Source organism: Staphylococcus sp. GDY8P85P, from assembly GCF_017892405.1.
Taxonomy (GTDB): domain Bacteria; phylum Bacillota; class Bacilli; order Staphylococcales; family Staphylococcaceae; genus Staphylococcus; species Staphylococcus borealis.
The window spans coordinates 34659-47232 of record NZ_JAESLA010000023.1 but is presented as its reverse complement, the minus strand read 5'-3'; the positions used below and the strand labels follow the sequence as shown (position 1 = coordinate 47232).

12 protein-coding genes are annotated in these 12574 nt (G+C 36.0%); 9 read left to right on the top strand and 3 right to left on the bottom strand.

Features of this window, described 5'->3' with window-relative positions; all coding sequences use genetic code 11:
• From purC to purD, 9 genes are read left to right on the top strand one after another with little or no spacing between them, the layout of a single operon-like run.
• Complete coding sequence (purC, locus tag KA828_RS05985; RefSeq protein WP_075108525.1) at positions 1–705, top strand: phosphoribosylaminoimidazolesuccinocarboxamide synthase; 705 nt, start codon at positions 1–3, stop codon at positions 703–705.
• A complete protein-coding gene (purS, locus tag KA828_RS05980; RefSeq protein WP_033079949.1) occupies positions 705–965 on the top strand; it encodes a phosphoribosylformylglycinamidine synthase subunit PurS in 261 nt (86 codons plus the stop codon). The genes purC and purS overlap by 1 nt, the downstream gene beginning before the upstream one ends.
• Position 966: 1 nt before the next feature.
• The gene (gene purQ / locus KA828_RS05975) at positions 967–1638 is read left to right on the top strand and encodes a phosphoribosylformylglycinamidine synthase subunit PurQ (protein ID WP_053029132.1); all 672 of its coding nucleotides are present in this window, start codon (positions 967–969) and stop codon (positions 1636–1638) included.
• On the top strand, positions 1631–3820 hold the full coding sequence (gene purL / locus KA828_RS05970) for a phosphoribosylformylglycinamidine synthase subunit PurL (protein ID WP_210125721.1): 2190 nt from the start codon (positions 1631–1633) through the stop codon (positions 3818–3820). Before purQ ends, purL begins: the two co-directional genes overlap by 8 nt.
• Positions 3799–5283 carry an amidophosphoribosyltransferase gene (purF, locus tag KA828_RS05965; RefSeq protein ID WP_210125719.1) on the top strand — a complete coding sequence of 495 codons (1485 nt, stop codon included), beginning with the start codon at positions 3799–3801 and terminating at the stop codon, positions 5281–5283. The genes purL and purF overlap by 22 nt, the downstream gene beginning before the upstream one ends.
• Positions 5276–6307, top strand: coding sequence for a phosphoribosylformylglycinamidine cyclo-ligase (gene purM, locus KA828_RS05960; protein ID WP_210125717.1), 1032 nt, complete (start codon positions 5276–5278; stop codon positions 6305–6307). Before purF ends, purM begins: the two co-directional genes overlap by 8 nt.
• Entirely contained in the window at positions 6307–6873 is a 567-nt protein-coding gene (purN, locus tag KA828_RS05955) for a phosphoribosylglycinamide formyltransferase (RefSeq protein WP_193839531.1), read from the top strand. Before purM ends, purN begins: the two co-directional genes overlap by 1 nt.
• Before the next feature lie 15 nt (positions 6874–6888).
• Positions 6889–8367, top strand: a complete 1479-nt coding sequence (gene purH, locus KA828_RS05950) for a bifunctional phosphoribosylaminoimidazolecarboxamide formyltransferase/IMP cyclohydrolase (RefSeq protein WP_070855171.1) — start codon at positions 6889–6891, stop codon at positions 8365–8367.
• A gap of 33 nt (positions 8368–8400) precedes the next feature.
• Positions 8401–9642, top strand: coding sequence for a phosphoribosylamine--glycine ligase (gene purD, locus KA828_RS05945; RefSeq protein ID WP_075108517.1), 1242 nt, complete (start codon positions 8401–8403; stop codon positions 9640–9642).
• A gap of 49 nt (positions 9643–9691) precedes the next feature.
• Here purD and KA828_RS05940 read toward each other — a convergent pair whose 3' ends face one another.
• From KA828_RS05940 to KA828_RS05930, 3 genes are read right to left on the bottom strand one after another with little or no spacing between them, the layout of a single operon-like run.
• Positions 9692–10501: an energy-coupling factor transporter transmembrane component T family protein gene (locus KA828_RS05940; protein ID WP_011276155.1), complete on the bottom strand. Its 810-nt coding sequence runs from the start codon at positions 10499–10501 to the stop codon at positions 9692–9694.
• Positions 10494–11897 (bottom strand): ABC transporter ATP-binding protein, encoded by a 1404-nt coding sequence (locus KA828_RS05935; protein WP_075108516.1) that lies wholly within the window; start codon positions 11895–11897, stop codon positions 10494–10496. Before KA828_RS05935 ends, KA828_RS05940 begins: the two co-directional genes overlap by 8 nt.
• A 12-nt stretch (positions 11898–11909) precedes the next feature.
• The gene (locus tag KA828_RS05930) at positions 11910–12485 is read right to left on the bottom strand and encodes an ECF transporter S component (protein ID WP_053017839.1); all 576 of its coding nucleotides are present in this window, start codon (positions 12483–12485) and stop codon (positions 11910–11912) included.
• Positions 12486–12574 lie beyond the last annotated feature (89 nt).

Genomic DNA, 12574 nt, shown 5'->3' with positions numbered 1-12574 from the left:
ATGACGCTATTATATGAAGGGAAAGCGAAAAGAATTTTCTCAACAGACAAAGAAGGTCAATTGAGAGTTGAGTATAAAGATGAAGTTACGGCTGGTAATGGTGCAAAAAAAGACAAAATGGAAGGTAAAGGCCGATTAAATAATCAAATTACCGCTATAATATTCGACTATTTAGCCCAACATGGAATTAAAAGTCACTTTATTAAACAACTATCAGAAACGGAACAATTAGTCGAAGCAGTGACTATTATCCCATTAGAAGTGGTGGTTCGTAACATTGCAACAGGCTCAATTACCAAACGCTTAGGTTTTAATAAAGGGCATGAATTTGAAGCGCCTTTAGTTGAATTTTTCTATAAAAATGATGACTTGAACGATCCTTTAATTACAGATGATCATGTGAAACTGCTAAATATTGCGAATGATAGTGAAATTGAAATATTGAAAACAATGGCGAAAGATATCAATAAAGTATTAATGGAGCTTATGAATGAAATGGATTTAAGATTGGTGGATTTCAAAATCGAATTTGGTAAGACATCTGACGGTAAAATCTTACTAGCTGATGAAATTTCTCCTGATACATGTCGTATTTGGGATAAACATTCTGACACTAACTTTGACAAAGATGTCTATCGAAATGATACAGGTTCACTTATTGACACATATACAACATTTTTAAATAAATTGGAGGAACTAAAATAATGAAAACGATTGAACTTCACATTACATTACAACCACAAGTATTAGATACGCAAGGGCAAGCATTAAATCGAGCTGTACATGATTTAGGTTATAAACAAGTAAATGATATTCGAGTAGGTAAAGTTTTATACATGACAGTTGATGAAGCAACTGATGAAGCGGTTGATAATATCGTTACTACTTTAAGTGAGAAGTTATTCGCAAACACTGTTATTGAAGAATATAGTTATAAAATCGTTGATGAAAAGGAGAATGCATAAGATGAAATTTGCAGTTCTCGTATTCCCAGGATCTAATTGTGATAGAGACATGTACAATGCAGCGATTAAGACAGGTGCTGAAGCAGAATATGTTGACTATCGTGAGACATCATTGGAAGGTTACGATGGCGTATTAATTCCAGGTGGTTTTTCTTTTGGTGACTATTTACGCTCAGGCGCTATGGCAAGTGTAGCACCTATCATTAGTGAAGTGAAACGTCTAGCAAGTGAAGGTAAACCGGTTCTTGGTGTGTGTAATGGATTCCAAATTCTTACAGAAATTGGTTTATTACCAGGTGCATTGCTTCATAATGATTCTCATTTATTTATTAGCAGAAACGAAAGTCTAAAAATTGCCAATAATCAAACACCTTTCACAAATTTATATGGTGAGAATGAAATTGTCGTTTATCCGGTTGCACATGGTGAAGGTCATTATTACTGTACAGATGATATATATGATGAATTAATTGAGCATAATCAAATTATCTTAACTTATGAAGATAATCCAAATGGCTCTCATGAAAATATTGCAGGTATTGTTAATAAAGCAGGTAATGTTTGTGGTATGATGCCACACCCAGAACGTGCGCTTGAAACAATTCTTGGAACTGATAGTGGTGTGAAATTATTTGAAGCAATGGTAAATAGTTGGAGGGAACAAAATGTCTAAGTTTATCGAACCTAGTATTGAAGAAATTAAGCTTGAAAAATTGTATCAAGATATGGGCTTAAGTGACGCGGAATATAACAAAGTGTGTGAAATATTAGGGAGAGAACCTAACTTTACAGAAGTAGGCATCTTCTCAGTGATGTGGAGTGAACATTGCTCTTATAAACACTCTAAACCATTCTTAAAACAATTTCCGACAACAGGTGAACATGTCTTAATGGGACCTGGTGAAGGTGCAGGTGTAGTAGATATAGGAGATAACCAAGCAGTTGTGTTCAAAGTTGAATCACATAACCATCCATCTGCTATTGAACCCTATCAAGGTGCTGCAACAGGTGTAGGTGGCATCATTAGAGATATCGTATCAATTGGAGCTAGACCTATTAATTTATTAAATAGCTTGCGTTTCGGTGAATTGTCAGTGAAACAAAACCAACGTTTACTTAAAGGTGTTGTTCGTGGTATTGGCGGTTACGGTAATTGTATCGGTATTCCAACAACAGCTGGAGAAATTGAATTTGATGATCGCTATGATGGCAATCCGTTAGTCAATGCTATGTGTGTCGGTGTGATTGATCATGACATGATTCAAAAAGGAACTGCTAAAGGTGAAGGTAACTCGGTTATATATGTAGGACTCAAAACAGGTCGTGATGGTATTCATGGGGCCACTTTTGCGTCTGAAGAGTTGACTGAAGAAAGTGAAAGTAAACGTCCGTCTGTTCAAATTGGCGATCCATTTGTAGGTAAAAAACTTATGGAAGCAACATTAGAAGCGATTACTTTCGACGAATTAGTTGGTATTCAAGATATGGGTGCCGCTGGTTTAACATCTTCATCATCAGAAATGGCAGCTAAAGGTGGCAGCGGTCTAGAATTACATTTAGATAAAGTGCCTACACGTGAACCAGGTATTTCACCTTATGAAATGATGCTTTCTGAAACACAAGAACGAATGTTACTAGTCGTTGAAAAAGGGACTGAACAAAAATTCTTAGATTTATTTGAAAAATATGAATTAGATAGTGCAGTAATTGGTAAAGTAACGAACACTGACCGCTTCGTACTTAAATATGAAGATGAGCTATTTGCAGATATCCCTGTGCAATCTCTTGCAGATGAAGCACCGGTTTATGTGCTAGAGGGTGAAGAAAAAGAATACAACACATCAAAAAATGACTATAGTTCAATCGATGTTCAAGATGTCTTTGAAAAACTTTTAAAACACCCAACAATTGCTTCAAAACATTATTTATATGAACAATATGATCAACAAGTTGGTGCAAATACGATTATTAAACCAGGACTTCAGTCATCAGTTGTTCGTGTAGAAAGTACGAATAAAGCTATTGCATCTACGATAGACGGTGAAGCACGTTACGTATTTAACCAACCGTATGAGGGTGGAAAAATGGTCGTTGCAGAAGCGTATCGTAATTTAATTGCTGTCGGTGCTACACCACTAGCTATGACAGATTGCTTAAACTATGGTTCACCAGAAAAGAAAGAAATCTATCAACAATTGATTGATTCAACGAAGGGCATGTCAGAAGCGTGTGAAGTATTAAAAACACCCGTTGTTTCAGGTAACGTTTCTCTTTATAACGAAACACGTGGCACATCCATTTTCCCAACGCCTGTCGTAGGAATGGTTGGATTAATTGAAGATATTGATTATCTTAATGACTTCCACCCTGAAGCTGGCCATAAATTGTATTTAGTTGGTGAAACAAGAGATGACTTTGGCGGTAGTCAAATTGAAAAATTATTGTACGGTAAAGTGAATCATGAATTTGAAGCGATTGATTTAAGTGATGAAGTTGCTAAAGGAGAAGCGGTTAAAAATGCGATTCGAAATGGCGTGGCTTCACACGTACAAACAGTAGGTAAAGGTGGTTTATTAATCACTTTAGCACGCTTAAGTGCACACTACAGTTTAGGGTTAGAAGCTTCAGTTGATCTTACAGATGCGCAATTGTTTAGTGAAACGCAAGGTCGATATATCATTGCTGTTAAAGAAGGTCAGGCTTTAAATATTGACGATGCTATAGAAATTGGTCGATTAACAGATGTTGATGAATTTAAAGTAACGAATGCTCAAAGTTCGATAGTTGAAAAAGTCTCAGATATTAAAGAAAGTTGGGAAGGAGCAATTGCACAATGTTTAACTACAGTGGATTAAACGAGGAATGTGGTGTATTCGGCATTTGGAATCATTCAGAAGCCGCTCAATTGACTTATATGGGACTTCACAGTTTGCAACATCGTGGTCAAGAAGGTGCAGGTATCGTTGTATCAGATGGAGAAGTTTTAAAAGGTGAACGTGGTCTTGGATTGTTAACAGAAGCTATTAAAGGCGACCAAATGGATCAACTTAAAGATGGTCACAACGCTATTGGCCATGTTCGCTATGCGACTTCAGGTAATAAAGGTATTGAAAATATACAACCATTCTTGTATCACTTTTACGATATGAGTGTTGCGATTTGTCATAATGGTAATTTAATTAATGCACAGACATTGCGTCAATATTTGGAAAAACACGGTGCGATATTCCATTCATCATCCGACACTGAAGTGATTATGCATTTAATACGTAGAAGTAAGGCACCCACTTTTGAAGAAGCATTAAAAGAAAGTTTACGCCAAATTAAAGGTGGCTTCTCCTTTGCAATTCTAACTAAAGATGCATTATATGGCGCTGTTGACCCTAATGCGATTCGTCCGTTAGTCGTTGGCAAAATGCAAAACGGTACATACATCTTAGCTAGTGAAACATGTGCCATTGATGTATTAGGTGCAGAATATGTGCAAGACATTCATGCTGGAGAATACGTTGTGATTAACGATGAAGGTATTGAGGTTAAATCATATACAAGTCATACGAATACAGCTATATCAGCGATGGAATATATTTATTTTGCGCGACCTGATTCAACCATCGCGGGTAAAAATGTCCACGCAGTACGTAAAGCATCTGGAAAGAAATTAGCACAAGAAAGCCCTGCAGATGCAGATATGGTCATCGGTGTACCCAACTCCTCATTATCAGCGGCAAGTGGCTATGCTGAAGAAAGTCATTTACCTTATGAAATGGGCTTAGTAAAAAATCAATATGTTGCTCGCACATTTATTCAACCGACACAAGAGTTAAGGGAACAAGGTGTTCGAGTTAAATTATCAGCAGTTAAAGATATCGTAGAAGGAAAGCGCATTGTCTTAGTTGACGATTCAATTGTACGTGGCACGACGAGCAAGCGTATTGTCAGAATGTTAAAAGATTCTGGAGCTAAAGAAGTGCATGTCAGAATTGCTTCACCAGAATTTATGTTTCCTAGCTTTTACGGAATTGATGTTTCAACGACTGCCGAACTTATTTCAGCAAGCAAGTCACCTGAAGAAATTTGTGATTATATCGGTGCAGACTCGCTATCTTATTTAAGTGTAGACGGTTTAATCGAATCAATTGGGTTGAATTATGATGCGCCATATAGCGGATTATGTGTAGAGAGCTTTACAGGTGACTATCCAGCAGGACTGTTTGATTATGAAGAGAAATATTATAAGAACTTAAGTCAACGTCAACAAGATTATATCAATAATCATAAACACTACTTTGATAGAGAGGGTAATATTCATGTCTAAAGCATACGAACAATCAGGTGTTGATATTCATGCAGGTTATGAAGCAGTTGAGAGAATGTCCAGTCATGTGAAACGTACGATGCGTAAAGAAGTATTAGGTGGTTTAGGTGGATTTGGTGCTACTTTTGATTTATCTCAATTAAATATGAAAGCACCCGTCTTAGTCTCTGGCACAGATGGTGTAGGGACTAAATTAAAATTGGCTATTGATCATGACAAACATGACACCATCGGTATAGATGCGGTTGCAATGTGCGTGAATGATATTTTAACTACGGGTGCGGAACCACTATACTTTTTAGATTATATTGCAACAAATAAAGTTGTCCCAGAAGTGATTGAACAAATCGTAAAAGGCGTCAGTGATGGTTGTGAAGAAACAAATACCGCACTTATTGGTGGTGAAACGGCAGAAATGGGTGAGATGTACCACGAAGGTGAGTACGATCTTGCTGGGTTTGCTGTGGGTGCAGTTGAGAAAGACGCATACATTGATGGCTCAGCGATTGAAGCTGGACAAGCCATTATTGGTTTAGCTTCAAATGGGATTCATTCTAATGGTTATAGTTTGGTGCGTAAATTAATTAAAGAATCAGGGATTGATTTAAATGATGACTTTGATGGTCGTTCGTACTTAGAAACGTTTCTAGCACCAACGCAGCTCTATGTAAAACCTATTCTTGCTCTAAAAAAAGCTGTTCAAATTAAAGGAATGAATCATATCACTGGTGGTGGTTTTTATGAAAATATTCCACGTGGGTTACCAGAAGGTTTAGCAGCTAACATTGATACACAAGCATTTCCAACACCAAACGTATTTAATTGGCTACAACAACAAGCCAATATAGATACTAAAGAAATGTACAATGTCTTTAATATGGGGATTGGTTTTACTGTCATAATCGATAAAAAAGATGTTGCGCAAACACTTGATATTTTAAAACAAGAGGGTATATCTGCTTTCGAAATAGGTGAAATTATTGAAGACAAAGACACGCCTATTCATCTTGAGGGGGTAGAGTAGTGGCTAAAGTAGCAATATTTGCATCTGGTTCAGGTAGTAATTTCGAAAATATTGTATTATGCGCAGATAAAGGGGAACTCAATAATATAGAAATTACATCTTTATATACTGATCATCACGATGCATACTGCATCAAACGTGCTGAACAATTAAAAGTAGCTGTCAATATTAATGAACCTAAAGATTTCGAATCAAAAGCAGCTTATGAACAACATGTAATTAAGTTGTTACAACGCGAAGAAGTAGAATGGATTATCCTTGCTGGCTATATGCGATTAATTGGGCCTGACTTATTAGAAGCATATGAAGGTAAAATTTTAAATATCCATCCATCATTGTTACCGAAATATAAGGGGAAAGATGCTATAGGGCAAGCATTTAATAGCGGTGATAAGATTACTGGTTCAACGGTTCATTATGTAGATAGTGGCATGGATACGGGAGAAATTATTGATCAACGACAATGTGATATTAAATCGGACGATACTAAAGAAGAATTGGAAGAACGTGTTAAACAATTAGAATACGAACTTTATCCAAGTGTTATAGCTAAAGTTATTAAATAAGGAGTTAAGCTAATCATGAAAAAAGCAATTTTAAGTGTCTCAAACAAAAGTGGAATAGTGGAATTTGCTAAATCGTTAATCAAATTAGATTATGAACTTTATTCAACTGGAGGAACTAAAGGTGCTTTAGAAGATGCTTCTGTACCAGTGAAATCTGTTTCAGAGTTAACACAATTTCCCGAAATTATGGATGGCCGTGTTAAAACATTACACCCAGCGGTACATGGTGGTATTTTAGCGGATAGAGATAAACCTGAACATTTAGAACAATTATCAGAACAACATATTGATTTAATCGATATGGTAGTAGTGAATTTATATCCTTTTCAAAAAACGGTTGAAAATCCTGATGTGACTGAAGCAGAAGCAATTGAAAACATTGATATTGGCGGACCTACGATGCTACGTGCTGCAGCTAAAAACTTTAAGCATGTAACGACAATTGTACACCCATCTGATTATAATGAAGTCATCGAACGTATAAAAGAAGATCGACTAGATGAAGCGTACCGTAAAGCATTAATGATAAAAGTATTTACACATACAAATGAATATGATCATGCTATTGTAAGCTTCTTTAAAGGAGATAGCGAACAATTAAGATATGGAGAGAATCCTCAACAATCAGCACGCTTCGTTCGTACTTCGAATAGTAAACATACTATTGCAGGCGCTAAACAATTACATGGTAAAGCGTTAAGCTTTAATAATATTAAAGATGCGGATTCAGCACTTTCACTTGTGAAGAAGTTTAGTGAACCAGCTGCTGTTGCTGTTAAACATATGAACCCTTGTGGTGTAGGTATTGGCGACAATATTGAAATTGCGTTTAAACATGCTTATGATGCAGATAACCAATCTATTTTTGGTGGCATTATCGCATTAAATAGAACAGTGACTGCTGAATTAGCAGAAACATTGCATGCGATATTCTTAGAGGTGGTCATCGCGCCACGATTTACAGATGAAGCTTTAGATATTCTAACGCAGAAGAAAAATATCCGTTTGCTTGAAATTGATATGACGATTGATAATCGTGAAGAAGAATTTGTTTCTGTATCAGGTGGCTATTTAGTTCAAGACAAAGATAACTTTGAAGTTGCTAAAGAAGATATGAAAGTTGTAACTGACAAGGCACCTACCGACGATCAGTGGGATGCGATGCTATTAGGTTGGAAAGTAATCCCTTCTGTAAAAAGTAATGCTGTCATCTTGAGTAATACGAAACAAACGGTAGGGATTGGTGCAGGTCAAATGAATCGTGTTGGCTCTGCAAAAATTGCGTTAGAGCGTGCAATAGAAATCAATGACAATGTTGCCCTAGTTTCAGATGGTTTTTTCCCAATGGATGATACCGTTGAATTGGCTGCACAGCATGGTATTAAAGCTATTATTCAACCGGGTGGTTCAATTAAAGACCAAGATTCAATTGATATGGCGAATAAATATGGCATTGCTATGGTGACAACTGGTATGCGTCACTTCAAGCATTAATTTGTCATTTAAATAATGGAAGGGGTAATAATGATGAATGTTTTAGTTATCGGAGCGGGTGGCCGCGAACACGCTTTAGCTAATAAATTGCGTCAATCACCATTAATTGATCAATTACACGCAATTCCAGGTAATGACGCTATGGTTAATGTTGCAGAAGTGCATACTGACATTGCAGAAAGTGATCATGAAGCCATCTTAAACTTTGTTCAAGAAAAGAATATTGAATGGGTAATTGTAGGACCGGAACAACCATTAATTGATGGGTTACCAGATCAATTACGACAAGCTAATGTAAAGGTATTTGGTCCAAATAAGGACGCGGCTCAAATAGAAGGGTCTAAACTATTTGCTAAACAATTAATGGAAAAATATAATATTCCAACTGCGGATTATAAAGAAGTGAATTCTAAAGCAGAAGCACTCGACTATATAAAACATTGTGATTTACCTATCGTAGCTAAGAAAGATGGCTTAGCAGCTGGTAAAGGTGTTATTATCGCTAATACACGTGAAGCGGCGAAAGAAGCGGTTGAAACACTATATCCTAAAGAGCAGGGTAAAGTGGTATTTGAGCAATTTTTAGAGGGTGAAGAATTCTCTTTAATGACCTTCATTAATGGTGAATATGCAGTTCCGTTTGATTGTATTGCTCAAGACCATAAACGTGCCTTTGATTATGATGAAGGACCTAACACTGGTGGCATGGGTGCATATTGTCCAGTGCCTCATATTACTGACGATGTCTTAACACGTACAAATAAAGAAATTGCACAACCCATTGCGAAAGCGATGAAAGCAGAAGGTTATGATTACTTTGGATTACTTTATATTGGTGCGATTTTAACATCTGAAGGACCCAAAGTGATTGAATTTAATGCACGCTTTGGAGACCCAGAGGCACAAGTATTGTTAAGTCGATTAGAGAGTGATTTAATGGCTCAAATCGTTGCCTTAGATCGCAAAGAACCAATTCGATTCCAATGGCAAGATGACTATGTCGTGGGAGTTATGTTAGCCTCTAAGGGTTATCCAGGAAGTTACGCTAAAGGTGCTAAAGTAACTGGATTTGAATTGAATGATACTTATTTCGTAAGTGGTTTACGTAAAGAAGATGATGCTTATGTTACTTCAGGAGGCAGAGTGATATTAGCTCTTGGAAAAGGTGCAACAATTGAAGATGCACAGAAAGTAGCGTATAACAATGTAGAAAAAATTAAGAGTGATAACCTATTTTATCGTCATGATATTGGAAATAAGGCATTGAATAAGTAAATGTAAAAAATAGGGCGTATCCTGATGAACAGTGATACGCCCTATTTTTTTATGAGGTATAACCTGATACACGCGCGTCAGTAATCCCAGTGATAGGGAAGTATTGTGAAAGATAAAATGCGATGATTAATATGGCCACAACGCAAATTACAAATAAAATATCTTTATAAGAAAACGGTGCTTTATAATAATATGTTCTTGGACCATCTTTGAAGCCTTTAGATTCCATCGCAACAGACAGTTGATGCGCACGACGGATATTTTGACTTAAGATAGGTATTAATAAATGTTTTAGACGTTTTAGCCCTCTATAATTTGAAGCATCAATCATTTGATAACGCATTTTAAGCGAACGTCTCAATTGAATAAGTGATGTGAAAATGAGAGGGACCATTCTGATTGCAGCCATAAACGCATATGCAATTTTAGGTTTTACTTTTAAATGTTGCATTAGGCTATAAAAAATCATGACAATTTCGGATGTGAGGGCCAATAAAATACCAAACATCGACACTGTAATTGTACGTAATGATAAATGCAAGCCACGTACAATACTTTCAGTACTAATTTGAATAATGCCCCATTTAAATAACATATGTGTCCCATCGCCATAAAGGATCATAAATAATGACGATAATAGCGCAAATAGCACAGTGGCTAAAATAAAGGCTCCGGTAATTTTAAACTGCGTACCATTAAATGCCATTAAAAATAAAAACATAATAATGGTAATGTAAATCATATAATCAAAATTATGGACAAATATAATGAAAATGAATAGCGCTACACCAAGTAAAAGTTTCGTAATGATATTAACGTCATCTACAAAGGAATAGTGTTTCTTCCAACGTTCAAACATGTGATTCACCTTCCTCTTCAATGAGTTGGTTATCTTCGACGATTAAACGACGTGTTGGATAGCGATGAATGATTTCCGGATCGTGTGTAACCATAATGATGGTTTGACCACTTGAGACACTTTCCTGGAAAAGTTCAATCAATTGGAATGTATTGTGACTATCCAGTCCGAATGTTGGTTCATCTAGCAAGATGATATCGGCTTTTGAACTTAGTGCAGTAGCTACGCTAAGACGTCGTTTCTGACCCATAGATAATTCAAATGGATGTTGGTTTTTAACAGCTTCTAAATGCAATAATTTTAAAAGTTTCATCGTTTCATTTTCAGCGATTGAAGGTTCTTGATGATTATAATGAATATATATTTCTTCATAAACTGAATTTGTTATAAATTGTAATTCAGGGTTTTGATAAACGAGATACATATGCTTGGCTGCATCTTTAATTTTCTTCAATATTGTATTCTTATAAGCCATCGTACCTTCATATTTTATAAGTTGCATCATTGATTCTAACAGCGTTGTTTTACCTGTACCATTTTTCCCAGTTATCGTAATCCATTCTCCAGAATGAACATTTAATTCGGATGTCTGGAATAATTGTTTTTTACCACGAATAACTTGACCATTCTTAAAAGTAAATAATGTTTCAGCTGCATTAGATGGAAATGTAATCGGCTTTGGCGCATGATCCCAAGCATGAGGATGCCAAACGCCAAATTCAGTGAGTAAATGCTCACAGTTTTTTAATATGTAATCTGGTGTGCCATCTGCTATGATTTGTCCTTCATAATTCAATAAGATGACTCTATCGACATGCTCCCAAATATGTTCAACTTTGTGTTCGACAATAAGCACAGTTTGATCAGACCATAACTGAATAAGTCGTTGCCACAAATCAGCTGTAGCATCTACATCTAACATGGCAGTAGGCTCATCTAAGAAAAGCGTATTAGCTTCTTGTAAAATAGTTTCAACAATAGCGAGCTTTTGTTTCATACCGCCACTAAGATGATTGACGAATGTATTGTCCGTAACATTTAAATCAACCGATGCTAAAGCATTCTCTATAAGTGCGTCCATTTCATTGCGTGGTACTTGTTTATTTTCTAGAACGAAAGCAAGTTCTTCATACACTTTAGGCATACAAAACTGCGTATCTGGATCTTGAAAGATGACACCAGAATGTGGATCGATTTCAAGTTCATCATATTTCATAGGTAACTCAATTAGATTTGGCACAATGCCACTTAAAACATTAAGCAATGTGCTTTTACCAGATCCTGAAGGACCTAGTAAAAGCACTTTTTCTTTATCTTTAATTTCAATATTCAAATTATCGAAGATTTTACGTTCGCCATTCGGATATTTCAGACGTAAATTTTTCGCTTTTAACACTTTAATTTCCCCTTATAGGTTGTCGTAGTCTTTTTGAGAAGCAGGGCGGAATAATTTCGTCACACCTGTTTGATCTAATGCTTTAACAATGAGATAAGATAATAAGCCGGCAATGACAATACCGCTAATAGAACGGAATATAATGAATAAAAGAAGATTCCATCCTGCGACTTCAGCTAAATAACCGTAATAATAATCAACTGGAAATGAAATTAATGCAGTTGCTAATCCAGCTAATACAGCAACCATTAATGATCTAGATTTGTATTTAAAAATAGCAAAAATAATTTCACAAGCTAAACCTTGAAGAATTGCATATACAATTGTAGGAATATCAAATTTACCCATAACAATTGTTTCACCAGCACCTGCAGCAAACTCTGCAATAAGTGCAATACCAGGTTTAGGAATAATTAAATATGCGACGATAGCTGCCATAAACCATACGCCATATGTTAATTGTTCAATATGAACACCGGCAACTTGCGCCACGTTATACGCAAACCACCATAAGTTATAAATTATCGCAAATACTACTGCAATCAGAACAGTTACAAGGATTTCTGAAAGCTTTAAACCTTTTGACATGATATTTCCTCCTAAAAAAACGCACAACCATCCGTAGAAAGTTGTGCGTGAATTTAAATAAAAAGTTTTATATGTATTTACTACAATTA

What these genes read in the sequence shown, in the direction of transcription:
- purC (WP_075108525.1), top strand. Translation starts at nt 1, where the DNA reads ATGACGCTATTATATGAAGGGAAAGCGAAAAGAATTTTCTCAACAGAC.
- purS (WP_033079949.1), top strand. Translation starts at nt 705, where the DNA reads ATGAAAACGATTGAACTTCACATTACATTACAACCACAAGTATTAGAT.
- purQ (WP_053029132.1), top strand. Translation starts at nt 967, where the DNA reads ATGAAATTTGCAGTTCTCGTATTCCCAGGATCTAATTGTGATAGAGAC.
- purL (WP_210125721.1), top strand. Translation starts at nt 1,631, where the DNA reads ATGTCTAAGTTTATCGAACCTAGTATTGAAGAAATTAAGCTTGAAAAA.
- purF (WP_210125719.1), top strand. Translation starts at nt 3,799, where the DNA reads ATGTTTAACTACAGTGGATTAAACGAGGAATGTGGTGTATTCGGCATT.
- purM (WP_210125717.1), top strand. Translation starts at nt 5,276, where the DNA reads ATGTCTAAAGCATACGAACAATCAGGTGTTGATATTCATGCAGGTTAT.
- purH (WP_070855171.1), top strand. Translation starts at nt 6,889, where the DNA reads ATGAAAAAAGCAATTTTAAGTGTCTCAAACAAAAGTGGAATAGTGGAA.
- purD (WP_075108517.1), top strand. Translation starts at nt 8,401, where the DNA reads ATGAATGTTTTAGTTATCGGAGCGGGTGGCCGCGAACACGCTTTAGCT.
- KA828_RS05940 (WP_011276155.1), bottom strand. Translation starts at nt 10,501, where the DNA reads ATGTTTGAACGTTGGAAGAAACACTATTCCTTTGTAGATGACGTTAAT.
- KA828_RS05930 (WP_053017839.1), bottom strand. Translation starts at nt 12,485, where the DNA reads ATGTCAAAAGGTTTAAAGCTTTCAGAAATCCTTGTAACTGTTCTGATT.